Here is a 23602-nt window from a genome sequence, read left to right on the forward strand (position 1 = left end):
GCGGCACGAACGGCGTCTGTGCCGATGTGGGCGCTACCGCGCTGCTTGGCCAGCTCGATCTGGCGCTGACGCTCGGCGTAGGCTGCGCGACGTTCCTCGTCACGTTCGTCCCAGCAGTGGTCGCAGGAAATGCCTTCGACGTATTTGGCCGACTTCTGGCCCTCGGGGCTAACCGGCATACGGCAGGCGCGGCACAGGGTGTGCTCGCCAACCTTCAGGCCGTGGCCCACCGAAACCCGCTCATCAAAGACGAAGCATTCGCCCTTCCAAAGGCTCTCCGGCTCGGGGATTTCCTCGAGATATTTCAGGATGCCGCCCTCAAGGTGGTGCACTTCCTGAATACCCTCGGACTTCAGATAGGCCGTCGACTTCTCGCAGCGGATACCGCCGGTGCAGAACATGGCCACCTTGGTCGGCTTGTCACGTGTGACCAGCGCGCGACCTTCCTTCTCGAACCATTCGGCGAACTCGCGGAAGGTCTTGGTGTTCGGTTGAATGGCGTTCTTGAAGGTGCCGATCTCGAACTCGTAGTCGTTACGGGTATCGATGATGACCGTATCGGGATCAGAAATCAGCGCGTTCCAGTCCTGCGGCTTCACATAGGTGCCGACGCCGTTGACCGGATCGAGATTGGGCAGGCCCATGGTCACGATCTCTTTCTTGATCCGCACCTTCATGCGGTAGAAAGGCATTTCGTGAGCGCCGGAGTATTTCAACTCCAGTCGGTCAAAGCCCGGTTCGGCATAGATGCCGTCGACAACGTGTTTGATCGCATCATGCGGTCCGGCAATCGTGCCGTTGATGCCTTCGTGGGCCACTAAAAGCGTGCCGCGCACCTCGTCGCCGCACAGGGCAATCAGTCGTTCGCGCAGGGCAGCGGTATCAGCCACCGGCGCGAAACGGTACAGCGCGGCAACCAGAACGGGATAATCTTGGAAGGAGGTATCTGTCACGCGGCCTCTATAAGCGTTTTGGGCATTAAAACCCATACTGTCTGACACCGAAGCTTGCCTTAGACGTTAGGCCGGTGTGGACTGTGATCGCGCCGATGCGCAGACGTCCGCGCAGCGTCTTTTTCCGATAGGTGCCTTTCAGTTGACAGTGGCCAAGTCGTCCCCGCTCGAACCGCTTAAGCATCCGCTGTTCCGGGCCATCTGGATCACCAGCTTGATCACCAATTTCGGCGGTCTGATCCAGTCGGTGGGCGCGTCCTGGATGATGACCTCCATCTCCACCACCCAGATGACCGCTCTGGTACAGGCTTCGGTCAGCCTGCCAATCATGCTGCTGTCGCTGACGGCGGGGGCGCTGGCCGACACCATGGACCGCCGCAAGATCATGCTGGTGGCCCAAACCTTCATGGTGCTGATCTCCGCCTGTTTGGCGGTTCTGGCATGGATGGGTTTGCTCACGCCGTGGATCTTGCTCAGCTTCACCTTCCTGATCGGATGCGGCGTCGCCTTTAACGGCCCCGCTTGGCAGGCGTCTGTCGGCGATATCGTTCCGCGTGAAGATCTGGCCTCGGCGGTCACTTTGAACTCCATGGGCTTCAATCTGGCACGAAGCCTTGGTCCTGCACTGGGCGGTGTGGTTGTCGCGGTCGCCGGTGCAGCGGCGGCGTTTGCCGTGAACGCGGTGTCCTATATCGGCCTTCTGTTGGTGCTGTTCCGGTGGAAGCCCAACCGCCCCCAACACACACTGCCGCGCGAAGGCTTGCTGACGGCCATGGGCGGCGGCCTGCGCTATGCCATCCTGTCGCCGCGCATCGTTGCGGTGCTGGTGCGGGCGCTGATCTTCGGTATCGGGGCCAGTGGCCTTCAAGCCCTGATGCCCGTCATCGCGCGTCACGAAGTCGGCGGGGGCCCGCTGATTTACGGTATTCTGCTGGGATCGTTCGGTGTCGGTGCCGTGGGCGGAGCGCTGTTCATTTCCGAACTGCGTGCCCGTTTCAAAACCGAAACCATCGTTAGGTTCTGGACCCTCACGTTTGCCGTCGCCGGGATTTGCGTCGGGTTTGCGCCGACCATTTACCTGACTGTGCCCGCCTTGATGCTGGGCGGTGCGGCTTGGGTCACGGTCCTGTCGACCTTCAACGTCACCGTCCAGATGTCTGCACCGCGGTGGGTCGTGGCGCGCGCGCTGGCGCTGTATCAGATGTGCGCCTTTGGCGGCATGGCGGCGGGTTCGTGGCTGTGGGGCTCTCTGGCCCAGAACTACAGCATTACCTTGGCGCTATGCATTTCAGCGGGTGTGCTGGTCCTGTGCACGGCCATCGGGCTGCGTGCCCCGCTGGCTAACGGTGAAGACCTGAACCTCGCCCCGCTGGACCGCTGGCGCGAGCCGTCCACCGAACTGCACATCGAGCCGCGAAGCGGCCCGATCATCATCTCGATCACCTATCGTATCGACGACGAGGATGTGCCCGAACTGTTGCGGTTGATGGAAGAGCGCCGCCGTATCCGGCGTCGTGACGGCGCGCACCAATGGCGACTGATGCGCGATCTGGCTGACCCCAATCTTTGGACCGAGAAATATCAGGTCGCTACCTGGCTTGACTACATTCGCCACAACCAGCGGATGACCCACGAGGACTCCCGCATTGGCGAAGACATCCGTGCTCTTCACAAAGGCGATCAACCACCGTCTGTGCACCGGATGATCCAGCGCGCGACCGGCAGCGTGTCCCCGCACCTGCATACCGAGCGCAACTTTGGCGAACCGCTTACCGATCCGACACGGGCGTCCTAAGCCGCAAATAGAGCAAGGGCCGCATCTGTTACGATACGGCCCCTGTGGAATATGGGTGCGACTGGACTTCTCTAGAAAAGTCCAAACAAGAAATGCACGCCCAAGGCGACGAACAGAAGTAGCGCGAAGCCCATCAATAACCCGAAGGCCGGATGCATCGGTTTTGAAACACGCGCCGACCGCTCGTAAGCGAGCGCGCGCGGCTTACCCGGGTGAACCAGAGCCATGACGTTTCCTTTCCCTTTGCGGCGGTGGCCATCGTGGGACACCGTCTCGCTAGGAAAGCGTCCACCAAAGACCATGCGTTGCATAGGGCCTTTCACACCATCGTGAACGGTGACTTTTCGGGGCTTTTCGGCTAACCCCGCCGCTCAAAGGATTTTCCATGTCAAAACTGACTATTGCCGACGAGGCTGGCCGCCGCCGGACTTTCGCCATCATTGCCCACCCGGACGCCGGTAAGACGACCCTGACCGAGCATATCCTGCTGGCCGGTGGCGCGCTGCGCGCTGCTGGGGCCGTGAAGGCGCGCGGTGAAAACCGCCGTGCCCGCTCGGACTGGATGAAGATCGAAAAGGAACGCGGCATCTCCGTCACCGCCTCGGTGATGACCTTCGAGCACGAAGGCAAGATGTTCAACCTGCTCGATACTCCGGGCCACGAAGACTTCTCGGAAGACACCTACCGCACCCTGACGGCTGCCGACTGCGCCATCATGGTGCTGGATGCCGCCAAAGGTATCGAGCCGCAGACGCTGAAGCTGTTCGAGGTTTGCCGCCTGCGCGACATTCCGATCATCACCTTCATCAACAAGCTGGACCGCGAGTCTCAGGACCCGATGGCCCTGCTGGACGAAATCGCCAGCCGCCTGCAACTGGACCCTGCCCCGATCTGGTGGCCCGCCGGTTCGGGCAACCGTCTGCGCGGTCTGGTCGAAGTCGGCACCGGCCGCTTCCAGCCCTATGCCAAGAAGACGGCTGGCTCGAACGAAGATGCCGAGCATCCGGACGCCCTGCCACTGACCGAGGCCGCCCAGTATTTCGAAGCTGGCGAGCACGAAGAAACCGCCGAGGCGTTGGAACTGGTCGAAGCCGGTTACCCAACCTTCGACCGCCAGTCTTTCCTTGAAGGCCACATGACCCCGATTTTGTGGGGCTCGGCGCTTCGCCACTTCGGTATCGAAGACCTGCTGCGCGCCATCGGCGAGTGGGCCCCTGCGCCCAAGGTCATGCCCGCCCGCAAGGAAGCGCCGCCGGAAACCCGCAACGCCCCTTCACCAGAGGCCATCGAGGTCGATCCGGGCCAGACCGAAGTCACCGGCTTCGTCTTCAAGGTTCAGGCCAATATGGACCCAAACCACCGCGACCGTATCGCCATGTTCCGCATGGCCTCCGGCTCGTTCAAGCGCGGCATGAAGCTGAAGGTGCAGAACACCGGCAAGCAGTTGTCGGTCAACGCGCCGATGATGTTCTTCGCCTCGGACCGTGAGCTGGCGGAAGAAGCCTATGCGGGCGACGTGATCGGTATTCCGAACCACGGCGTGCTGCGCGTAGGTGACAGCCTGTCCGAAAGCGGCCTCGTGCGCTTTGCAGGCCTGCCGAACTTCGCGCCGGAAATCCTGCAACGCGTACGTGTGAAAGACCCGCTGAAGGCCAAACACCTGAAGAAGGCGCTGGAAGGTCTGGCCGAAGAAGGCGTGACCCAGCTGTTCCGTCCGGAAATCGGCGCAGACTTCATCGTGGGTGCCGTGGGGCAACTGCAGTTCGAAGTCATGGCCGACCGTTTGGGTGCCGAATACAACCTCGACGTTCTGTTCGAGCCGTCGCCTTATGCCGAAGCCCGCTGGGTTGTCGGTGAAAAGGCCGACCTTGAGGACTTCGCCTCGAAATATCGCCCGCAGATGGCGACCGACATTGACCAGAACCCGGTCTTCCTCGCCAAGTCGTCGTGGGAAACCGGTTACGTGGGGGAGCGCTTCCCCAAGGTGACCTTCTCCAAGACGCTGGAACGCGGTTGATCGCATCAGGGGAGGCTCCGGCCTCCCCTTTTTCATGTCCCAAACAATAGACGCCCGAAAATCGGCGGCACTGTCATCTGGATGGAGTAGAACAGGGAAATGTTGTTCGACCTGCCCAGTGATGACGCCCTCTACGACGCCCTCGTCGCGCGTGATGACCGCTATGACGGGCGGGTGTTTGTGTGTGTGCATTCGACCGGCATCTTCTGCCGCCTGACCTGTCCGGCACGCAAGCCAGTGCGCGAGAACTGCACCTTCAGGGAAACCGTGGGCGAATGCATCGAGGCGGGGTTTCGCGCCTGCAAACGCTGCCATCCCGTACAGGCCGCGGCCCAGAATGATCTGGTCGTCACCGCCCTGCTCGAAAAGCTGGACGCCGAGCCGCAACGCCGCTGGTCCGAGCCGGACATCGCCCGCATGGGATACGATCTGTCCACGGTGCGCCGCGCCTTTAAACGCCACTTCGGCATGACGTTTCTGGAAATGGCCCGCCAGCGTCGCCTGCGCGAAGGCTTCGAGACACTGGCCTTGGGAGGATCGGTTTTGACTGCACAACTGGATGCCAGCTTTGAGTCTCCTTCCGCCTTCCGTGCGGCCTTTGCCAAGCTGATGGGATGCGCGCCCGCAGACCTGAAAACAGACGGCCACATGCGCGCGACGTGGATACCCACGGCCCTTGGCGATATGATCGCCGTCAGCAGCGCCACCCATTTGCACCTGCTGGAGTTCGTGGACCGCAAGGGTCTGCCCGCAGAGCTGAAGAAGCTGCAAGCCGCCACACCGGGTGGCCTTGGTATCGGTCGCTTTGCCCCTGCAGAACAAGCCGAGGCAGAACTGGCCGACTATTTCGCCGCCCGCTCTGCCCGTTTCGAGACGCCCTTGGCCATGCACGGCACCGACTTCTACAAGCGCGTCTGGCAGGCTCTGCAGAGCATCCCCGCTGGAGAGACACGCTCCTATGGCGAGATCGCTCGCCAGATCGGACAGCCAACCGCCGTGCGCGCCGTCGCCCGCGCCAATGGCTCAAACCAGATCGCGCTGATGATCCCCTGCCACCGCGTGATCGGCGCGGACGGCTCGTTGACGGGTTATGCGGGCGGGCTATGGCGCAAGCAGCGGCTGATCGAGATCGAGCGGGCGCTCCGCCAACAGGCGGCCTAGGCCTTCGGCATCCACCCCTTCTGGAAATAAGGCAAGAAGAACTGCACCAGCGGACCGATGCTGAGGGCAAACACCACGGTGCCGACGCCCACAACGCCGCCCAGCAGCCAGCCAATCGCCAGAACGACCAACTCTACCAGCATGCGCGAGACGCGGATGGACCAACCAAACTTGCGGTTCAGCCCCACCATCAACCCGTCACGCGGTCCTGTGCCCATGCCCGCGCCGATATAGGCGGCCGAGCCGACACCCGTCAGCACGACGCCGATCAGCAAGGCTGAAACCCGCAGCGGCCATCCGTCAAACTCCGGGATGAGCCACAGGAACAGGTCCAGTGTCAGACCGATCACCAGAATGTTCATAATGGTACCGACACCGGGCTTTTGGCGCAGCGGTATCCAAAGCAGCATCACTACCACGCCGGACAGGATGCTGAGCACGCCAAGGCTTAAGCCGGTCAGACCTGCCAAACCCTGATGGAACACATTCCAGGGATCCAACCCCAGATGCGCCCGCACCATAAGCGCGGCCCCAAGGCCGAACAGCGACAAGCCTGCCAATAACTGGATAAATCGACGCACCCACATAACCCCGTCATGCCCGATCCAACTCTCCGACGCGAGGGATAAACGCCGCTGAACAGCGCAGACGCCATTGCCGATGGAACGCTTTGCGCACCCTACGGCTACGCGCACGATGAAGGTGGCGTGGGGCTTCTATACTCCCGCGCGGACGAGAGCGGAGCGCAAAAGAGCTTCACCAACTGACTGGTTAGGCAGCCACAAAGCATGGAAGTGCCGCAAAGCCGTGCATAATGCGTAGTGTTGCGGGGTTTTCTACGTCCTGTAGAAGTGATTACCTACCCTCGCGGAAGCACAGCTTCCATTTGGAGAGTTCATGTTGAGTGTTGCCTTGGCGATGTCGGTGCTTCTGGCATTCAGCCAGTCCGCGCCTGCTGCGCCGGCTGCGCGCCCGCTGGTGGTTTCCTACGCGGACGCGGTCGCATGCGCAGGGGTGACACAGGCCGGCTCCGAATTGGAAGGCAATGAGAGTGCGCGCGGCAGGCTACTGTTTGACGCCGCGCTTTATTGGTCCCTGGCCACAATCCAGATGGGCCAAGCCTCCGGCCGTCCCACAACCTTGACCGAGCGCGATCTGTCCAGCGCACGAATTCGCGCGGTGCGCGAACTTAGCCGGGGCGTTCCCACTACCGTCGAGAAACTGGAAAGGTGCGTGAAATCCGCGCCTTCCCTAGGGTAATAAAAAATCAACGATATTTCACTTCGAACCAACGTCGTGGCGCTGCGTTTGCTTGGCAACAGGAGGGATCAATCCGTGATCCCAAACCGGGACAAGCGGACCCATGTTCGAGTTTGGAAGAGATCTGAGACGCCTTTTCGAGAAGGCCCGCGATAGCCAGGATCTGGGCTGGTTGGAGCTGGTCGGATTGAACCTAGTCGAGATCGAAGCCCGCAACCAATCCATCGACGCGGGTCGCGTGTCCTGCCCCCGTCCCTATGAGGGATGGATGCGCGCAGCCGCTCTCTGGCGCGAACATGCCCGCCGCTCCGGCTCCTCGGAAAGCCTTCAGCGTGCCGAACAAGCCGGACGCGATGCCAGCCGTGCCGCGCTGAACGAGGACCAAACCATTCGCGCCGCCGTCGACGTCGGCCACACGGCCATGTTGGCCTTTGACCTGTTCGGTATCCCGCGTCGTCTTGATGGCTTGCTGACCAGCCTCGATGGCCTGCCTGCCGCGCGCCGCTCCGAGACCCAGGCCGAGGTGGAAGCCCTGCGCGCCCGATTGAATGCCCGCAAGGCCCGCGTCGCCTATGATGCAGACAAGATGGCCGATGCCGCCAACCAACTGGCCGAAGCCATGCTGGGCCTGAAACCGGACGATTCAGCTATAGGCGAGGACCTGCAACTGGATCGCGCCGCCTTGTCGCTGGAGGCGGGCCTTCTGACCCGCAACGCCAAGCTGCTGGATCGTGCAGGCCGCGAACTACGCGAACTTGTGGAGGGTGCCCTGCCCGACGAGCGACCCGTCAGCCGCGCCCGCGCTTTGGCTCTGTGCGGAACGGGTATGGCTGCTCTGGCCGCCATCGCCAATGACGCCGGTGCCCGTCAACAAGCGCGTGCGCTGTTCGATGCGGCAGCCGACCAGTTCTCGCCCGATCACAGCCCGATGGACTGGGCCGCGATCCAACTGCTGAAGGCCGAACGTGCAGAGGGGAGCCCCGAGGCGCTGGAACAGGCCCACAAGCTGACTGACAAGCCCGGCCTTATCATCGGGGCCATGATCCGCGAACGCCTCTATGCGCACACCATCAGTGAAGCGGACGAAACGGGTGATTTCACCGCGATCACCAAGGTTGAAGTCGTACTTCGTCACCGCCTCGCCCGTCCGATGGACGAGACCACGGCCATTGATTGGGCCAGCGACCAGATCTCTATGGCGCGGGTGGCGATGAGCTTGTCCAAACGCTTGTCTTACCCGCTGCAGGATCTGGGTATGGCGCTTTATGAAGCTGCGGACGCGGCCACGATGTCGGGCGTACCTTCGATGGCCGTCAGGGCAAAAGACCTGATGCTCTTGGCCAAAACGGCCTGATTTCGGGATAAACGCGCCGGTCACCTTGACCCGGCCACATTGGACACCTAGCTGACCAAGCACGTCTTATAGGTGCCTCAAGTGACCGACCAATCTGCTGATCCCGTCCACGCCTTCATCGAAAACGCCGTTAAAGATCACGACGTCGTCCTGTTCATGAAGGGCACGCCGGATTCGCCGCGCTGCGGCTTCTCGGGCCTCGCTGTCCAGCTTCTGGACCACGTCGGTGTCGCCTTCGTTGGCGTCGACGTGCTTCAGTCCGAGCAACTGCGCGACGGCATCAAAGCCTATTCGGACTGGCCGACCATCCCGCAGCTCTACGTTAAGGGCGAATTCGTCGGTGGTTCGGACATCATGCGTGAAATGTTCAACGCCGGTGAGCTTCAGGCTCTGATGGCCGAAAAGGGCATCGGCCCGGCCGAAGACTAACCAGCGGGGGCTGATTGATGGCGAGGGTTGTTCTCGAACCGCGCGAAGACCGCGAGATCTTCATCGTGCCTCTGGATATTAAGCCGGAGCACATCGACGAGAACGGCCACGTCAACAATGTGGTCTATGTGGGTTGGTTGCAGGATGTCGGCACCGCCCACTGGAACGCCCGCTTCGACGAGGCGACCCGCACGAAATATTCGTGGGTCGCCCTTCGTCACGAGATTGATTACTTCCGCGGCATCATGCCCGATGCGACGGGCATCAAGGCCCGTACATGGGTTGGCGACCCGCAAGGCCCGCGTTTTAACCGCTATGTCCGGATCGAGGACGCAGACGGCAAGGTCTGCGCTCAGGGCGTATCGGAATGGTGCCTTGTCGAAGCCAGCACCCTTCGCCCCCAACGCATCCCTGCCGACATGTTAGGCCCGTTCTCGGCCTAACCCCTGCCCTAGAGGCTTAACGGGTTCATCACGCGAACCTGTTTGCCGGCCGGCAGTTCCAAGACCTGATAGCTCCAATAGATCGGCACATCGCCCAGCGGCCCTTCGCAGCGCGCGTCTTTGTGCTGGGAGATGGTCACCTGGGCCACGTCGGATACATCGCGCACGACCACTTCAAAGTCCGCGCGCTGGGTGCAGTTGGTAATGATCGTAGCATGCAGCTTCTGGCCATCCGCCGAGACGCTGCGGACATACGGCCCCATCGGCGCGCCGCGAGATACCTTCACCGACGAGCCTTCGCCATCGGCGATAATCACGCAACCCGACAGGCCGACACAGGCCAAGGCGGCAAGCAAAGCACGCGTCATTGGCTGGCCTCCATCGGGCGCTGATCGTGAACGACACGGTCGCCGCCGGCGATAATGATGCAGCCCGACAGCAAGGTAGCGACCACCGCCAGTCCGGCGAGCGTAGCGAAACGCGATTTCATAGTATGTCCCCATACAAAGCTTTGTCTGACGAACAATGTGTCAGCAAAACCAGACGGTTACCCGTGAATAATCGGTTAGATTTGGGCGCGCGCTGACTAGGGCTGACCCGCTACTATGGTGTCCGAGCGCAGCGGGTTATTCACCATCAGCAGGGTACCGGACGGCAGGCCCAGTTCCTCGAACGTCCATTGCAGCTCCAGCCCTTCACGCTCGGGTGCGGAGCAGGTGTCCATCTGGGTCCGGCGAACGGTCAGGACAGCTTGACCGACGCCCCGGCTCAGGTGCGGGATTAGATCCGACTTGCTGGTACAGCCGTTGGAGCCCACGCGGATCACAGCCACATTCCCTGCCACAGCAGCAGCATAGATTGGCTCGACCCGCCCCGGCTCGTTCAGAGCCACTGCAGAGGTCACGACAGGGGCGCAGGCAGCCGACAGCACAGCCAGAGAGACTGCTGTCAGACCAGAGCGGATAAGTGACCGGATCATTTCCCCTCCCGACACCCCATCGAATCTTCGGCCTTATTGCTCCAATTTGGCCCAAAAGTGAACGCCGTTCTCCATTAAACCTTCGCAATAAAAAAAGGCCCCGCCAAAGCGAGGCCTTTTCCTGTACCGATCTTTGCCCGCCGAGGCGGACAAGGGCCGAATATTACGAGGAGTAGTATTCGACGATCAGGTTCGGTTCCATCTTAACCGGGTACGGAACGTCAGCCAGTTCCGGGATACGCACGTAGCGTACCGAGAAACCGCGATCGCCCAGTTCCAGGTAATCCGGAATGTCGCGTTCGCCCGACTGCTGGGCTTCAAGCACCAGAGCCATGTTGCGCGACTTTTCTTTGACTTCGATGACTTGGCCCGGCTTGACGCGGTACGAACCGATGTCAACCTTCTTGCCGTCAACGGTCACGTGGCCGTGCGAGACGAACTGACGGGCAGCCCAAACGGTCGGCACGAACTTGGCGCGGTAGACGATAGCGTCCAGACGCGATTCCAGCAGGCCGATCAGGTTTTCCGAGGTGTTGCCCTTGCGACGGTCAGCTTCGGCGTAGATCGACGAGAATTGCTTCTCGGTGATGTTGCCGTAGTAGCCCTTGAGCTTTTGCTTGGCCTTCAGTTGCAGACCGAAGTCCGAAACCTTCGACTTACGACGCTGACCGTGTTGGCCCGGGCCGTACGAACGCTTGTTGACCGGCGACTTGGCGCGGCCCCACAGGTTTTCACCCATGGCGCGGTCGATTTTGTACTTGGCGCTATGACGCTTGGACATAGTCTACTCTCTTATATGACGCGGCCCGGTCCCTCCCCGATTGGAGGCACTATCTCAACGGCGGTTCACGCATCGTCCGTGTTTAAACGCACCTCGGGCGCAAACCCGTGGTGTGAAGGGCGCGCTTATGGCCTTGATGCCCGTCAGAGTCAATCTTTACGGGCGTTTGGCCTATCCGTGTACGGTCGTTACGCAACGGCCAGCGCGGCCTCTTGCGTCGCCAGCGGCAAGGCCTGACGTGTCGGACGGCCCAGCAGGAAGCCCTGAACCTCGTCGCACCCTTGCTCGCGCAGGAAGGCCAACTGGTCGAGTGTCTCGACGCCCTCTGCCAGAACGGGGATGTTCAGGCTTTCGCCAATGGTCAGAACCGCCCGGATGATGGCGCGGGACTGGGGACTGCCTTCCAGTTCGCTCATGAAGGCCCGATCCAGCTTGATCTTGTCGAACGGGAAGGCCCGCAAGGTCGACAGCGACGAATAGCCGGTGCCGAAGTCGTCCATTGCGATGCTGATCCCCAGCGCCTTGAGCTGGCGCAGAATGTGGGTAGATCGCGCCATATCCGAGATCATGGCCGTCTCGGTAATCTCGAGCTCCAGTCGCGCGGGTGGCAATCCGGTATCCAGCAGGATCTGGTGCACCAGCTTGGGCAGGTCTGTATGTCCCAGCTGTACCGGCGAGAGGTTTACCGCGAGACGATACGGCTTGTCCCATTGCATGGCTTCCTCGCACGCGCGGCGCAGCACCCACTCCCCGATCGGAAGGATCAAGCCGGTATCCTCGGCTACGGGTATGAACTCGTCCGGGGAGATGAAGCTGCCATCATCCTGCGGCCAGCGCAGGAGGGCCTCATAGCCCTTGATCTCACCGTCAATGACGCACACCTGCGGCTGGTAGAATATCTGGAAGCGATCCTGCTCCAGTGCCTTGCGCAGGCCCTCGGTAACGCGGCGACGGTGGCGCACCGCCTCATCCATCGCCTTCTCGTAGAAGCAGACCTTGTCCGACACCGAGGCCTTGGCGCGGTACATGGCCAGATCGGCATTGTTGATCAAGATCGAAGTATCGGCACCGTCTTCCGGCCACAGCGCAACGCCGATTGATGCACCGCAACCGATATTAGTGTGTTCGCCGTCCATGGGCTGGATGATCGCCTCGCGAAGGCGTGCAGCGGCCACGGCAGCTTGCTCGCGACGGCCGGCGAGCGGATTCAGCGCCACCAGTGCCACGAACTCGTCCCCGCCCAGACGCGCGATAAACTCGCCTTCGCGCCCGGCGGCTCGAAGGTTCTCGGCGATATGGACCAACAACTGGTCGCCCACGGCATGGCCGTACAGGTCGTTGATATCCTTGAAGCGGTCCAGATCGATGGCCAGCAGGGCGAAGCCACCGCCACCGCCCATCAAATGGGTCATTCGCGTCATCTTCTCGAGGAAGGAAGCGCGGTTGGGCATGCCGGTCAGGCTGTCGTTGCGAGCCAGGAAGGCGATGCGGCGTTCCTGCTCCTGACGGCGACGAAGATCGCGCACAGCAAACAGGCGGACGGCGGCACCGCTTTCACTTTGTTCGTTACGCACAGCCACCTCGACAGGGATCAGTTCCTGATCGTCCGTCAGAAGCTGGGTCTGCACCACCGTCTGGCCGGTCATCACATTGGCGTCCTCGATCCAGCGGGCAATCGGGGCTCCGGTCAGGTCGGCGCTCTCCAGCTTGCACAGGTCAAGGAAGGCCTCGTTGACCATGACGATGCGGCCAGCGATCTCGACGACCATGCCGTCAGCGGTCCCGTCGATCAGAGCCTTCAAACGACGTCGTTCGCGCCTCTGGAACTGTTCCTGAAGGGCATAGGTCGCCAGTGCCGATCCCAGCAGCAGCAAGCCCACGCCAGCGACGCCAAAGGCAAGCAGATTGCTGTTCACGCCATGGGACTGGCCAAAACCGTCCATAGGCAGGACTGTAATGGCCGCCATGCCCGTGAAGTGCAGGGACACGATCGCCAGCACCAGTGCGGCACTGGACGTCACCTTATGCGCAGGCAATTGGCCTGCCGCCGCCAGCCAAAAGGCCAGAACGCCGAAGCCTACCGCCAGCACGACCGAGGCAACGACATCGACGGGATCGAACAGGACAAACGCCTTGTTCTCCAATCCCGCCATGCCGAGATAGTGCATACCGGTGACGGTCAGTCCGAACAGGGCACCGCCTATGAGCTTGGCCGCCAGTCCGCGGCTGGATCCGACGCCCAGCGCAAGCGCACAGCCCGCCAGGGCCACGACCAGCGAGCCAGCCGTCATAAACGGCTCGTAGGACGTAGCCATCGAAGGGGTCCACGCCAGCATGGCAATGAAGTGGGTGCACCAGATGGTTGCGCCGCCCGCGCCTGCGCCCGTCACCAGCCAGGTGGCACGCATCAGGCCGCGGCAGCCCCGCATCTTGCGATACAGCTGCATGGTAATGCCCGAGCCGGTCACACAGACCAAAGCCGCCAAGGCCACCAGCAACAGGTTGTGGTCGTCGACCACGCAATTCAGTACGCGCATACTACGCCCCAACGTTGAGGGTTCGTTCTGCCCCTCGAGACGTAACTACCCTGCGAACGCTTAAGGATAACAGACCCTTAAACGTAAAACAGGGAGCCGGAATGACCGGCTCCCTGCTTCTATCCACCGAAAAATCGGGTGGCGGTACGAACTTAGGCCGTAGCGGCGGCGTACAGCTCGTTGACCTTGTTCCAGTTTACGACCGTCCAGAACGACTTCAGATAGTCGGCGCGGCGGTTCTGGTACTTGAGGTAATAGGCGTGCTCCCAAACGTCGGCACCGAGAACGACTGCGCCCTTCTCGTCCGCGACGTCCATCAGCGGGTTGTCCTGGTTCGGGGTCGAGGTGACCTTCAGCTTGCCGTCCTGAACGATCAGCCAAGCCCAGCCAGAACCGAACTGGCCAGCGCCGGCAGCATTAAAGGCTTCCTTGAAGGCGTCCATACCGCCGAGGTCGGCATCGATAGCCGCAGCCAGTTCAGCCGACGGTTGGCCAGCCTTATCGGCCGGAGCCAGCAGTTCCCAGAACAGGGCGTGGTTCCAGTGGCCGCCGCCGTTGTTGCGCACGGCCTTCGGCAGCGACGACATCTTGGCGAACATGTCTTCCAGCGGCAGGCCCTGCAGCGAAGCGTCGGCATCAACAGCCTTGTTCAGGTTGTCGACGTAGGTTTGGTGGTGCTTGTCGTGGTGGAAGGTCATCGTCTCCTTGTCGATGGCCGGTTCCAGCGCGTCGTAGGCGTACGGGAGAGGCGGGAGAGTGAAGGCCATGAGGAGACTCCTTATCAAAAGTCGATGGTTTGATTCCTAGGCTACTATCTAAGCTGCCGTGCCACGAACCCAACCCCCGAGGTGCGTTTTACGTGATTTTTCTTCGCGAGGACCGAAGGCGGGGAACGCAAACGGGAACCCTACGTTGAATTTCAAACACGGCCTTCTCCCCGGGTACCTTTATGCACGAATACGACCCCTCCTCTCGGGTGACCGAAGAACAGCTGGCTCTTATGAAAGAGCAGCTTGCACCCGTCATGAGCCGCATGACGCGGCTGCAAATCTTCGAGATGGCCGACTTCTTTTACGCACAGGCCCGCGAGCGCCGCTCCGAGAGCAGTGTCGAGGACTGGCGTTTCGAAATCAGCGCCTGAGACGCGATCAGGCTTCCGCGTGGAGTTCCTGTTTCACGCGCTCTGCGAGAGACTTGATATCGAGCGGCTTGGGCAGGAAGCTTACGCCCACCTCGTCCTGTAGCAGGTCCGAGAAATCGCTTTCGGCATAGCCCGAGATAAACAGGACCGGCACGTCGCCAATATATTTGCGCGCTTTGCGCAGCAGCGACGGACCATCCAGCCCCGGCATGATGACATCCGAGATCAGCATATCGATCTGACCTGACCATTCCTCGGCCAGCTCAAGCGCCTCTTCACCGTCGGCGGCCTCGATCACCTCATAGCCGCGCTGGCGCAGCAGGCGTGCCGCAATACCGCGCACCGCCGCCTCGTCCTCGACGAACAGGATGCGGCCTGCGCCGGACAAGTCGCGAGGGGCCTTTGCCACCTTCTCGACCACCGGCACCTCGACCAGTTCCTCTGCCGAAGCGGCAGGCAGGAAGATGCGGAACGCGGCCCCCGCGCCCTCGATATTGGTCACAGAGATATGGCCACCGGCCTGCTGGACGATGCCGTAAACAGTTGCCAGACCCATGCCCGTGCCTTCGTTCACGGCCTTGGTGGTGAAGAACGGTTCGAAAATCTTGTCCAAAAGCTCGGGCGGAACGCCCGGACCGGTGTCGGACACCTCGATCAAAGCCACCTCTTCGGTCGCATCCCGCCAGCCCAGATCACGCGCATGGCTCTGTGTCAGGCGTCGCGTACGGATCGTCACCACACCGGCCCCCGGCTCGACCACACCGCGCATCGCATCGCGAGCGTTAACGGCAAGGTTCATGACCGCCGTCTCCAGCTGGCTCTTGTCGGCCAGCACCAGCGGTAGGTCGCGACCGTGGTCTGTCTCCAGACGCACATCCTCACGCAGCAGACGGCGCAGCAGGACAGCGAATTCACCAACCAACTCGCCCAGATCCAGACGTTCGCGGCGCACAGTCGATTTGCGCGAGAAGGCCAATAGCTTGCGCACCAGATCGGCAGCGCGAATGGCGGTCTGACGGATTTCGTTGAGGCCCTCATAGGAGGGATCACCCACTGGATGGCGCTCCAGCAGGCCCGACAACTGAAGCTGGATCGCTGTCAGAAGGTTGTTGAAGTCGTGAGCCACGCCACCGGCCAACTGGCCGACGGCCTGCATCTTCTGGGCTTGCGAGAGCTGTAGCTCCATCGACTTCTGGCCGGTAACGTCGAACAGCCAAATACGGCGGCCATCGCCCTCGGGCGCGACATACAGGTGCAGGCTGCGATCCGGATGGGCGCGGGCGATAAGCTCGATGGGACCGGACGATCCGGCTTCCAGCTTGGCCCGTGCTTCTGCGAGCCCTGCGGCGTCAAACAGGTGTCCGAAGGCGGCATCCCCCGACGCTGCCGGCCCGGTCAGGACAGAAAGCGCGGCGTTGGCGTCGTGCACGCGACCCGCGAACAGGTCATCGCCACGGATCACACCCGAGCCAAAGGGAGCCCCCGCTGCCATAGCGCGAAGTTCGCCCACCGCGCTGGCGACAGGCGCATTCTGCGGGGCAAGAGAGACTGGCAACACCGCCTCGGGCGCGGCCCGCACCAGATAACGTCCCTGTCCGGCAAGGCCGATCAGCACCTCGATTTCGCGGCTACCGATCTGGACGATGGCGCGGCCCTGCTCGCCTTCGCGCGCCTGCGCAAACGCCATGTAGAGAGCGCGCCCCGACTTTCCGCGCGGCAGGTGGATGAGGTCGCCGTTCTCGTCAGCCCAGGCAGCGTTGTAGGCCAGAACCTGACCGGATTCCCAAACAAGAGCCGCCGGTTCGGACAGTGCATCCAGCATATCCACGGCGGTATCGCCCAGAGGACGGCTGGCTTCACCGCGACCAAACACCAAAAGACCGATGGTGGCGATGGCACCGGCGGTCATCACCAGAATGAGACTGGGCGCACTCAGGGCACTGACGCGAAATGCCGGATAGGCAATCGCCGCGACGGTCAGCGCAAAGCCGACGGCCATCAGCAGCAGCAAAGGATCAAGCCGCATCGAACGCCCGCTGGGAACCTTTAGCCGATGTTGCGGAGTGGAAACCGTCATCACGTCTCGCCCTTAGCGAATCATTTCGCACCGAGTTTATGCAACGAAGCTTAACCCGATCCTGTGCCTATGCGGGACAATCCCGCCTTAGACCACCATGGAGGTCAGTGCGCTTTGCGCTTTTGCATCACGAAGCCGATGACCTTGGCCGCAGCCTCGAAATGCTCGCGCGGGATAATGTCGTCGACATCCACCGTTGCATAAAGCGCCCGCGCCAGAGGCACGTTCTCGATGATCGGCACGTCGTGTTCCTTAGCGACCTCGCGGATGCGCAGTGCCATAGCATCCACACCCTTGGCCACGCACACGGGTGCCGGATCGCCGTCGTCAGGATTATAGCGAAGCGCGACCGAATAGTGGGTCGGGTTGGTAATGATGACGGTCGCGGTCGGCACAGCCTGCATCATCCGCTGGCGGCTTCGCTGCATACGCAACTGACGCAAGCGGCCTTTGACGTGGGGGTCACCTTCGGACTGTTTGTAGTCGTCCTTGGTTTCCTGCTTGGTCATCCGCATACGTTTGGCAAAGCGGATGCGCTGCCACAGATAGTCTGCTCCCGCCGTCGCGCCCAGAAACACCAGCGCCGCCAGAAACAGTTTGAACGCCATGTCCTTGGCATAGGGCAGGATGGCCAGCGGGCTCATCGCTGCCATGTTCTCGACCTCGCGCACGTGGGGCTTCAGCACCCACCAGCACACGCCCCCGATCGCCACCAGCTTGAGGAAGGTCTTGAGGAACTGGACCAGACCGTCCGGCCCGAAAATGCGTTTGAAGCCCGACAGAGGGCTTAGCGCCGACAGCTTGGGCTTGATCTTCTCGGCAGTGAAGATGAAGCCCTGCGACTGGGCCACATTTCCCACCACACTGCCCACGATTACCGCCAGCATAAGGACCATCAGGAATGGTGCCGCAGCCAGTACGGCTGTCATGCCCAGTTCCATACCCGCGCCGGCTTCCAGTCCGCCCAACATGGTGTGCGGACGCTCGATGAAGGGCAGCAGTTGTGCGGCGATCTGCTGGCTGAAACCGGCACCGCCAAACAGCAGCACAGCCGCCGCGCCTCCGAGGGCCATGGTTGTGGCTACATCCGGAGAACGCGCAAAGTCACCTTTCTTGCGCGCCTCCTCGAGTTTTCGCGGGGTGGCCTCTTCTGTTTTTGAGTCCTGGTCGGCGTCTTCAGCCAAGCGCGCCTCCCGTGAACTGGCTCAGCACCGCCTGGTAACGGCTGATGAAAACCGTCCCCACCACGCCCAGGCTGAGCGCAAAGATCGAGAGCCCCAGCAGCACGCTGAGAGGTGCTGCGGCAAAGTAAACCTGAAACGCGGGCATCACCCGCGCCACCAGACCGGAAGCCAGATTGAACACCAGCGCGAACACCAGAACAGGCGCTGCCAGTTGTACCCCCAACAGGAAACTCTGGCTCATGGTCCTGACGGCCATGGCGGTGAAGTCCGAAGCGATGAAGGGCTTGGTCGGCCCGATAAGTTCGTAGGAGCCCACAATCGCCCCCACAAACATGTGGTGCGTATTGGTGGCGAACACGAGCGTAACGCCCAGCAGCGCCAGAAATGCCGACAGGGTCGAACCCGGTGAGGCCTGCATCGGGTTGGCGGTCTGGGCAAAGCTCAGCGTCGTCTGCAGCGATACGATCTCGCCTGCAGTCGTCAGAGCCTGCATGAAGATGCGCAGGATCGCGCCTATCGCCAGCCCGACAATCAACTCGCGCAGGATTAGTCCCACCGTGCCGCCCAGCGTGGGCGGCAGAGCCGGTAGCGTGTGACCAACAATCGGATACATCGCCATGGCCAGAAGCAGCGCCAGCGACAGGCGGACCCGCGCCGGAACATAGGCTTCGCCAATACCCGGTATCAGCATGACAATCGCGCCCAGCCGGGCGAACAAAAGTCCGCCCGCCCAAACCTGTGCGACTGTGGCGTAGGGCTCCATCCGCCCCCTAGATTCCGGCGATTTTGGCGGCGATGTCGCGCATAAACGCACCCATCAGCGCCCCCATCAGCGGCAGAGCCAGCAACAGGGTGACGAAGATGGCGATGATCTTAGGCGCATAGACCAGCGTCTGTTCCTGAATTTGGGTCAAAGCCTGGAACAGACCGATGGCCACACCGACCACCAGCGCCACGACCAGAGCCGGCAGGCACAGCTGGATCGTCAGCCACAGGGCATCACGCCCCACATCCAGTACTTCCGCGCCACTCATGACCCGCTCCGACAACCTAGGCAATAAATGCCGACACTATGGTTAACGAGTTGATAACCACACAGCGAAGGTGATCCGGTTGATAAGTAAAACCGTACCCAAGCACCCTCCCCAAACGTCGCGGTCTGTCCTAAAGAGCATTCATGACTGATCACCAGCACCCTGCCGACGTCTCTCGCGAAGAGGCCGAAGCCGCCGTTCGTACCCTCATCCGCTGGGCCGGGGACAATCCCGACCGCGAGGGCCTGTTGGACACGCCCAAGCGCGTGGCCAAGTCGTATCGCGAGCTGTTCCAAGGTTATGACGTCGACCCGAAGGAATATCTGCTGCGGACCTTCCAGGAAGTTGGCGGATATGACGAGCTGGTCGTCCTGAAGGACATCCGCTTCGTCTCGCACTGCGAACACCACATGCTGCCGGTGATCGGCCGCGCCCACGTTGCCTATCTTCCGACCGACCGCGTGGTTGGCATTTCCAAACTGGCCCGCGTGGTTCAGGGTTTTGCCCGCCGCCTCCAGATTCAAGAGAAGATGACTTCGGAAATCGCCAACGCCATCATGGAAGTGCTCAAACCGCACGGCGTGGGCGTGGTGATCGAAGCCGAGCACTCCTGCATGACCATGCGAGGTGTAAATCTTCCTCACTCCAGCTTGACGACCTCGTGCTTGCTGGGGACGGTGAGAGAAGACGCCCGCACCCGCGAAGAATTCCTTCGTCTGGTTCGGAGCTAAGCTCGAAATACAGTCAGGAGTAACGGCATGAAGCGACCGAATATCTGGGCCATCCTCGCCGTTACTTCTCTCCTGTCCGCCTGCGCTTCCGCAGAATGGAGCATTGAACCGACACCAGCCCGTTACGGCATGACGAAGTCACAGGTTCGCGAGGCCATGGGCAGTCCGTACCGGATGGAAACCGATGCCCGAGGCAACGAGGTTTGGTACTTCGAGCGTGGCATTTCGACCGATGACGACGGAACGGAGCGCACCAAAGAACTCTCGGTGACCTTCATGTTCGGCAGGGTCAGCGGGTTTGGCGATACCGTGACCACAACACGAACCACGACAACCACTTCGCCAAATTAGCTTCCGGCTAATCCGGCAAACAAAAAGGGCGGCCCCAATGATGGAGCCGCCCTTTTTCGTTAGGCCCATGCGCGCCGATCAGATCGGCATGGCCATGATTTCTTTATAGGCCGAAATCACCTGATCGCGGACGGCCAGTACCGTTTCCAACGATGCCTCTGCGGCGCTGATGGAGGTGACGACGTCGATCAGGTTGCCCTGACCGTTGACGTTCTGGGCCATCTGCACTTCGGCACCGCGAGTCTGTTCGGCGGTCTGGGCGACGACCGATTGCAGCATTTCGGCAAAGCCCGCACCCTTGGTCTGCGCAGCCATCTCGGGCTTGGCGACCGTCGGCGCAGCCGTGCCCTGAACCGTGGAATAGAGGCGTGCCGCCATCATCGGATTCATCGTCTAGCGCCCTTAGCGTTTGATGATGTCGAGAGTGCGCGATTCCATCACGCGGGCCGTCTCGATCACATTGAGGTTGGCTTCATAGGCACGCTGGGCTTCGCGCATGTCCATGGCTTCGACCAGAGTGTCGACGTTGGGACGGCGTACATAGCCTTCGGCGTTGGCCGCTGGGTGCGACGGGTCGTATTCCAACTTGAAATCGCTCTGGTCAGGACGAACGTCTGCCAGCACCACGCCGGTCGAGCCGTTCAGGTCGCGGGCCTGAAACACCGGCATCTGGCGACGATACGGATCACCACCGGCCACCGGCGAAGTCGAGTTCGCATTGGCTATGTTCTCGGCGATGACACGCATTCGCGACTGCTGTGCGCGCAGGGCCGAGGCTGCCACGCCCATGGCGGGGTTGCGAGCCGTTGCGGGGCGACCGTTGATTGGATCAGCCATGGATCAGTCCCTCCAGAACTCAGCCCTGACCCGGACGGCGTGCCGCCATACGGATCATCGACATGGATTTTTGATAGAAGCCAATGGCCGCGTCATAGGCCATGCGGCTCTCGGCCATCTTCAACATCTGCTCTTCAACCACGACCGAGTTGCCATCCAGCGTCGTCTCGCTGTCAGGCGCGCGGTTGACGTCGAAACGTACCGCTTGGCCCGGAGGGACAATGTGCGCAGCGTTCGTCGCCATCAGGCGCACCCCGTTCTGCTTGTTCATCGCCGCGGCAAAGTCGGTGGGGACTTTCAGATCACGCGCCGCATAACCCGGCGTATCCGAGTTGGCGACGTTCTGTGCGATCACCCGCTGGCGATCGTCCAGCCAGCCAAGGCGACCCTTGATCTGGTTCAGCAGTGACAGGTCGGTTACGGACACGCCCCACGCCCCATAATGATTGATCGGCAGAATTTGCCGCCTACAGGGTTAATAGTCTCTATATCTTAAAGCCGTGTTAACCACGTTAGCGGAAACCTTGGCCATAGAACGGCGCATGCCGGGGGCCTCGGACAATCGATGAACTGGATAGACCTGCTGCGAGCCATCTTCGGGCTTGCCATCACACTGGGCCTGATCGGTATGGCGGCCTATGTTGTGCGCCGCTACGCCCCCGAGATGATGGCGAAGCTTCAGGGCTCCGCTCCGCGTCGTGACAAGCGCCTCAAGGTCATTGAAACCCTGATGCTGGACCCGTCGCGCCGTCTTGTACTGGTCAAGGTGGATCAGGAAGAGCGCCTGTTGCTGCTGGGCGAAGGTCGCGAACTGATCGAGCCTCGTGGTATTGTCGAAGTCCCACAGGCACATGTCCCCGCGCCCGAACCTGTCCGCCCCTCCACGGGTGGCTTCAGAGATGCGCTGTCAGGAATGAAGCCGCCGCACACGCGTGCCCGCTCGTTGGGGGATCAGCTATGAAGCGCGTCCAACCGCTGTCGCTGTTCGTAAAGCCGACGCGCGCCGAGTTGAAACGCGCCGCGACCTTGTCGGCACTTGTGACCCTGCTTTGCATGGCATGGCCGGTCGCATCGTTCGCGCAATCGGCCATCAATGTCGATCTGGGCACGGGCGCAGGCCTGTCCGAACGGGTGGTCCAGCTTGTCGCCCTGATGACGGTGCTGTCGCTGGCACCGTCCATCGTCATCATGACCACTAGCTTCGTGCGGATCGTCGTGGTGCTGTCTCTGCTGCGCACGGCGCTGGGTCTTCAGCAGTCGCCGCCCAATGCTGTGCTGGTGTCTCTGGCCCTGTTCCTCTCGGCCATTGTGATGACGCCGACGTGGCAGGCTGCATATGATTCGGGCATCCGTCCCCTGATGGATCAGCAGATGGAACTGCCCCAAGCCTTCGATGCAGCGTCAGAACCTGTAAAAACCTTTATGCTGGCTCAGGTCGACCGTGGTGACCTTGGCCTGTTCACCCGACTGGCCAAAATCGAGCCCCCGACAGACCTTCAGGAACTGCCCCTTCAGGTGGTCACTCCGGCCTTCATGATCAGCGAATTGAAGAAGGCCTTCGAGATCGGATTTCTTCTTTTTGTTCCGTTTCTTGTGATCGATTTGGTGGTCGCCAGCGTGCTGATGTCCATGGGTATGATGATGTTGCCGCCGGCCGTGGTTTCCCTGCCGTTCAAATTGATCTTCTTCGTGCTCGTTGATGGCTGGCGTTTGGTGGCCGGAAGCCTCGTCGAAAGCTTCCAAAGAGCGGCTGGCGGGGGATAAATCCCCACCACATGGGCTTTTGCGCGGTTTGGGGGCTTGCCAAATCGCCCGAAACCGTCGTTGATCCCTCATCTTCGCCCGACGTTCGCGGGCGACCACTTTGGGAAACGACCCTCATGACCACTCAAGCCGAACTGATCGCTGCCGTCGCCAAGGACGCAGGTGTTTCGCAGGCAGACGCCGGCAAGGTTCTGACCGCCATCGTCGAGAACATCCACAAGTCGCTCAAGTCGGGCGGCGACGTGCGCATCTCGAACCTCGGCGTGTTCGACACCGCTGAGCGTGCAGAACGCGAAGGCCGCAACCCGGCTACCGGCGCGACCATCAAGATCCCGGCCTCGAAGGCCGTGCGCTTCCGCGTGTCGAAGCCGCTCAAGGACGCTGTTAACAGCTAATCCTTTCGGACAACGGCGGCACCTACGGGTGTCGCCGTTTCCACTTCTTTCCGCATCTCTCCACGCGGCCCTTGGCGAGAGATAGCGATGACAGCGTTCCTGACCGGATGCCGCCCGCCGCAATCTTCGAAATCGTTAGTGTTTAGGCTGCAGGTGCTGCGGCTGGGCGCGCTGCCGGAGCGGTCGCAGGCTTGCTTTGGGTACGCTCGCGGAAGTCGGCCTTGGTTTCGGCAATCCAGCCGGCATAGGCGTCGGCCTGTGCGCTCAGATTGCTGAAGTCTGCAGGACCGCCTGCGCCCTGGCCTTCCAGCCCTGCCAGAGCAATCCGCATTGCACCGGGTGAACGCGACCCTGCTGCAAACGGGCTATAGCGCTGCGA

29 protein-coding genes and 1 pseudogene are annotated in these 23602 nt (G+C 61.5%); 13 read left to right on the plus strand and 17 right to left on the minus strand.

Annotated elements, in window-relative coordinates:
- Window positions 1–20 precede the first annotated feature (20 nt).
- A pseudogene (gene trhO, locus OB03_RS08080) lies at window positions 21–953 on the minus strand (oxygen-dependent tRNA uridine(34) hydroxylase TrhO); the annotation flags it as partial.
- Window positions 954–1101: 148 nt separating this feature from the next.
- Here trhO and OB03_RS08085 point away from each other — a divergent pair.
- Window positions 1102–2748 (plus strand): MFS transporter, encoded by a 1647-nt coding sequence (locus tag OB03_RS08085; protein WP_242915407.1) that lies wholly within the window; start codon window positions 1102–1104, stop codon window positions 2746–2748.
- 71 nt (window positions 2749–2819) lie between these two features.
- Here OB03_RS08085 and OB03_RS08090 read toward each other — a convergent pair whose 3' ends face one another.
- Window positions 2820–3059: a hypothetical protein gene (locus tag OB03_RS08090; RefSeq protein ID WP_242915405.1), complete on the minus strand. Its 240-nt coding sequence runs from the start codon at window positions 3057–3059 to the stop codon at window positions 2820–2822.
- 74 nt (window positions 3060–3133) lie between these two features.
- On the opposite strand from OB03_RS08090, the gene OB03_RS08095 reads away from it, so the two are divergent.
- Together OB03_RS08095 and OB03_RS08100 are read left to right on the plus strand one after the other, a co-directional pair.
- Window positions 3134–4765 carry a peptide chain release factor 3 gene (locus tag OB03_RS08095; protein WP_461343786.1) on the plus strand — a complete coding sequence of 544 codons (1632 nt, stop codon included), beginning with the start codon at window positions 3134–3136 and terminating at the stop codon, window positions 4763–4765.
- 99 nt (window positions 4766–4864) lie between these two features.
- Window positions 4865–5926, plus strand: a complete 1062-nt coding sequence (locus OB03_RS08100) for a bifunctional transcriptional activator/DNA repair enzyme AdaA (RefSeq protein ID WP_461343787.1) — start codon at window positions 4865–4867, stop codon at window positions 5924–5926.
- Here the strand turns inward: OB03_RS08100 and yczE are convergent.
- Window positions 5923–6513, minus strand: a complete 591-nt coding sequence (yczE, locus tag OB03_RS08105; protein ID WP_461343788.1) for a membrane protein YczE — start codon at window positions 6511–6513, stop codon at window positions 5923–5925. The genes OB03_RS08100 and yczE overlap by 4 nt on opposite strands.
- Before the next feature lie 310 nt (window positions 6514–6823).
- Here yczE and OB03_RS08110 point away from each other — a divergent pair, with 310 nt between their 5' ends.
- The 4 genes from OB03_RS08110 (at window position 6824) to OB03_RS08125 (ending at window position 9412) form a co-directional block, all read left to right on the plus strand.
- A complete protein-coding gene (locus tag OB03_RS08110; protein ID WP_461343789.1) occupies window positions 6824–7186 on the plus strand; it encodes a hypothetical protein in 363 nt (120 codons plus the stop codon).
- 103 nt (window positions 7187–7289) lie between these two features.
- Window positions 7290–8540, plus strand: coding sequence for a hypothetical protein (locus OB03_RS08115; RefSeq protein WP_461343790.1), 1251 nt, complete (start codon window positions 7290–7292; stop codon window positions 8538–8540).
- Window positions 8541–8621: 81 nt separating this feature from the next.
- A complete protein-coding gene (grxD, locus tag OB03_RS08120; protein ID WP_242915397.1) occupies window positions 8622–8969 on the plus strand; it encodes a Grx4 family monothiol glutaredoxin in 348 nt (115 codons plus the stop codon).
- Window positions 8970–8986: 17 nt separating this feature from the next.
- Window positions 8987–9412 (plus strand): acyl-CoA thioesterase, encoded by a 426-nt coding sequence (locus OB03_RS08125; protein ID WP_242915395.1) that lies wholly within the window; start codon window positions 8987–8989, stop codon window positions 9410–9412.
- 8 nt (window positions 9413–9420) lie between these two features.
- On the opposite strand, the gene OB03_RS08130 is transcribed toward OB03_RS08125, so the two are convergent.
- The 6 genes from OB03_RS08130 to OB03_RS08155 all read right to left on the minus strand — a co-directional run bounded on the left by OB03_RS08130 (window position 9421) and on the right by OB03_RS08155 (window position 14476).
- Entirely contained in the window at window positions 9421–9780 is a 360-nt protein-coding gene (locus OB03_RS08130; protein ID WP_242915393.1) for a hypothetical protein, read from the minus strand.
- On the minus strand, window positions 9777–9902 hold the full coding sequence (locus OB03_RS08135; RefSeq protein ID WP_461343791.1) for a hypothetical protein: 126 nt from the start codon (window positions 9900–9902) through the stop codon (window positions 9777–9779). The genes OB03_RS08130 and OB03_RS08135 overlap by 4 nt, the downstream gene beginning before the upstream one ends.
- 96 nt (window positions 9903–9998) lie before the next feature.
- Window positions 9999–10391 (minus strand): hypothetical protein, encoded by a 393-nt coding sequence (locus OB03_RS08140; protein ID WP_461343792.1) that lies wholly within the window; start codon window positions 10389–10391, stop codon window positions 9999–10001.
- A 163-nt stretch (window positions 10392–10554) separates the two neighbouring features.
- Window positions 10555–11172, minus strand: a complete 618-nt coding sequence (rpsD, locus tag OB03_RS08145) for a 30S ribosomal protein S4 (protein WP_242915389.1) — start codon at window positions 11170–11172, stop codon at window positions 10555–10557.
- Between the two features lie 188 nt (window positions 11173–11360).
- A complete protein-coding gene (locus OB03_RS08150; RefSeq protein WP_461343793.1) occupies window positions 11361–13709 on the minus strand; it encodes a bifunctional diguanylate cyclase/phosphodiesterase in 2349 nt (782 codons plus the stop codon).
- Between the two features lie 152 nt (window positions 13710–13861).
- Window positions 13862–14476, minus strand: coding sequence for a superoxide dismutase (locus OB03_RS08155; protein WP_461343794.1), 615 nt, complete (start codon window positions 14474–14476; stop codon window positions 13862–13864).
- 182 nt (window positions 14477–14658) lie between these two features.
- On the opposite strand from OB03_RS08155, the gene OB03_RS08160 reads away from it, so the two are divergent.
- Window positions 14659–14850, plus strand: a complete 192-nt coding sequence (locus tag OB03_RS08160; RefSeq protein ID WP_461343795.1) for a hypothetical protein — start codon at window positions 14659–14661, stop codon at window positions 14848–14850.
- 7 nt (window positions 14851–14857) lie between these two features.
- On the opposite strand, the gene cckA is transcribed toward OB03_RS08160, so the two are convergent.
- The 4 genes from cckA to fliQ form a co-directional block, all read right to left on the minus strand.
- Entirely contained in the window at window positions 14858–16876 is a 2019-nt protein-coding gene (gene cckA, locus OB03_RS08165) for a cell cycle histidine kinase CckA (RefSeq protein WP_242915382.1), read from the minus strand.
- 155 nt (window positions 16877–17031) lie between these two features.
- Window positions 17032–18111: a flagellar biosynthesis protein FlhB gene (flhB, locus tag OB03_RS08170; RefSeq protein ID WP_242915381.1), complete on the minus strand. Its 1080-nt coding sequence runs from the start codon at window positions 18109–18111 to the stop codon at window positions 17032–17034.
- Window positions 18104–18874, minus strand: a complete 771-nt coding sequence (gene fliR, locus OB03_RS08175) for a flagellar biosynthetic protein FliR (protein WP_461343796.1) — start codon at window positions 18872–18874, stop codon at window positions 18104–18106. Before fliR ends, flhB begins: the two co-directional genes overlap by 8 nt.
- Before the next feature lie 7 nt (window positions 18875–18881).
- On the minus strand, window positions 18882–19145 hold the full coding sequence (fliQ, locus tag OB03_RS08180; RefSeq protein ID WP_242915377.1) for a flagellar biosynthesis protein FliQ: 264 nt from the start codon (window positions 19143–19145) through the stop codon (window positions 18882–18884).
- 143 nt (window positions 19146–19288) lie between these two features.
- On the opposite strand from fliQ, the gene folE reads away from it, so the two are divergent.
- On the plus strand, window positions 19289–19876 hold the full coding sequence (gene folE / locus OB03_RS08185) for a GTP cyclohydrolase I FolE (RefSeq protein WP_242915375.1): 588 nt from the start codon (window positions 19289–19291) through the stop codon (window positions 19874–19876).
- Between the two features lie 27 nt (window positions 19877–19903).
- Window positions 19904–20227: an outer membrane protein assembly factor BamE domain-containing protein gene (bamE, locus tag OB03_RS08190; RefSeq protein ID WP_461343797.1), complete on the plus strand. Its 324-nt coding sequence runs from the start codon at window positions 19904–19906 to the stop codon at window positions 20225–20227.
- A gap of 78 nt (window positions 20228–20305) precedes the next feature.
- Here bamE and OB03_RS08195 read toward each other — a convergent pair whose 3' ends face one another.
- Genes OB03_RS08195 through flgB form a run of 3 tightly spaced genes read right to left on the minus strand, consistent with a single transcriptional unit; the run spans window position 20306 to window position 21491 of the window.
- On the minus strand, window positions 20306–20617 hold the full coding sequence (locus tag OB03_RS08195) for a flagellar hook-basal body complex protein FliE (protein WP_242915371.1): 312 nt from the start codon (window positions 20615–20617) through the stop codon (window positions 20306–20308).
- A gap of 12 nt (window positions 20618–20629) precedes the next feature.
- Window positions 20630–21064: a flagellar basal body rod protein FlgC gene (flgC, locus tag OB03_RS08200; RefSeq protein WP_461343798.1), complete on the minus strand. Its 435-nt coding sequence runs from the start codon at window positions 21062–21064 to the stop codon at window positions 20630–20632.
- 19 nt (window positions 21065–21083) lie between these two features.
- Window positions 21084–21491: a flagellar basal body rod protein FlgB gene (gene flgB / locus OB03_RS08205; protein WP_242915367.1), complete on the minus strand. Its 408-nt coding sequence runs from the start codon at window positions 21489–21491 to the stop codon at window positions 21084–21086.
- Window positions 21492–21629: 138 nt separating this feature from the next.
- Between flgB and OB03_RS08210 the strand changes: the two genes are divergently transcribed.
- From OB03_RS08210 to OB03_RS08220, 3 genes are all read left to right on the plus strand, one after another.
- Window positions 21630–22025, plus strand: coding sequence for a flagellar biosynthetic protein FliO (locus OB03_RS08210; RefSeq protein WP_461343799.1), 396 nt, complete (start codon window positions 21630–21632; stop codon window positions 22023–22025).
- Window positions 22022–22828 carry a flagellar type III secretion system pore protein FliP gene (gene fliP, locus OB03_RS08215; RefSeq protein WP_242915363.1) on the plus strand — a complete coding sequence of 269 codons (807 nt, stop codon included), beginning with the start codon at window positions 22022–22024 and terminating at the stop codon, window positions 22826–22828. Before OB03_RS08210 ends, fliP begins: the two co-directional genes overlap by 4 nt.
- A 116-nt stretch (window positions 22829–22944) precedes the next feature.
- Window positions 22945–23223, plus strand: a complete 279-nt coding sequence (locus OB03_RS08220) for an HU family DNA-binding protein (RefSeq protein WP_242915361.1) — start codon at window positions 22945–22947, stop codon at window positions 23221–23223.
- A gap of 142 nt (window positions 23224–23365) precedes the next feature.
- Here the strand turns inward: OB03_RS08220 and OB03_RS08225 are convergent.
- Window positions 23366–23602: hypothetical protein (locus tag OB03_RS08225; RefSeq protein WP_461343800.1), on the minus strand; the 237-nt coding region annotated here is incomplete at its 5' end.

The sequence above is a fragment of the Brevundimonas sp. GN22 genome (assembly GCF_054824005.1).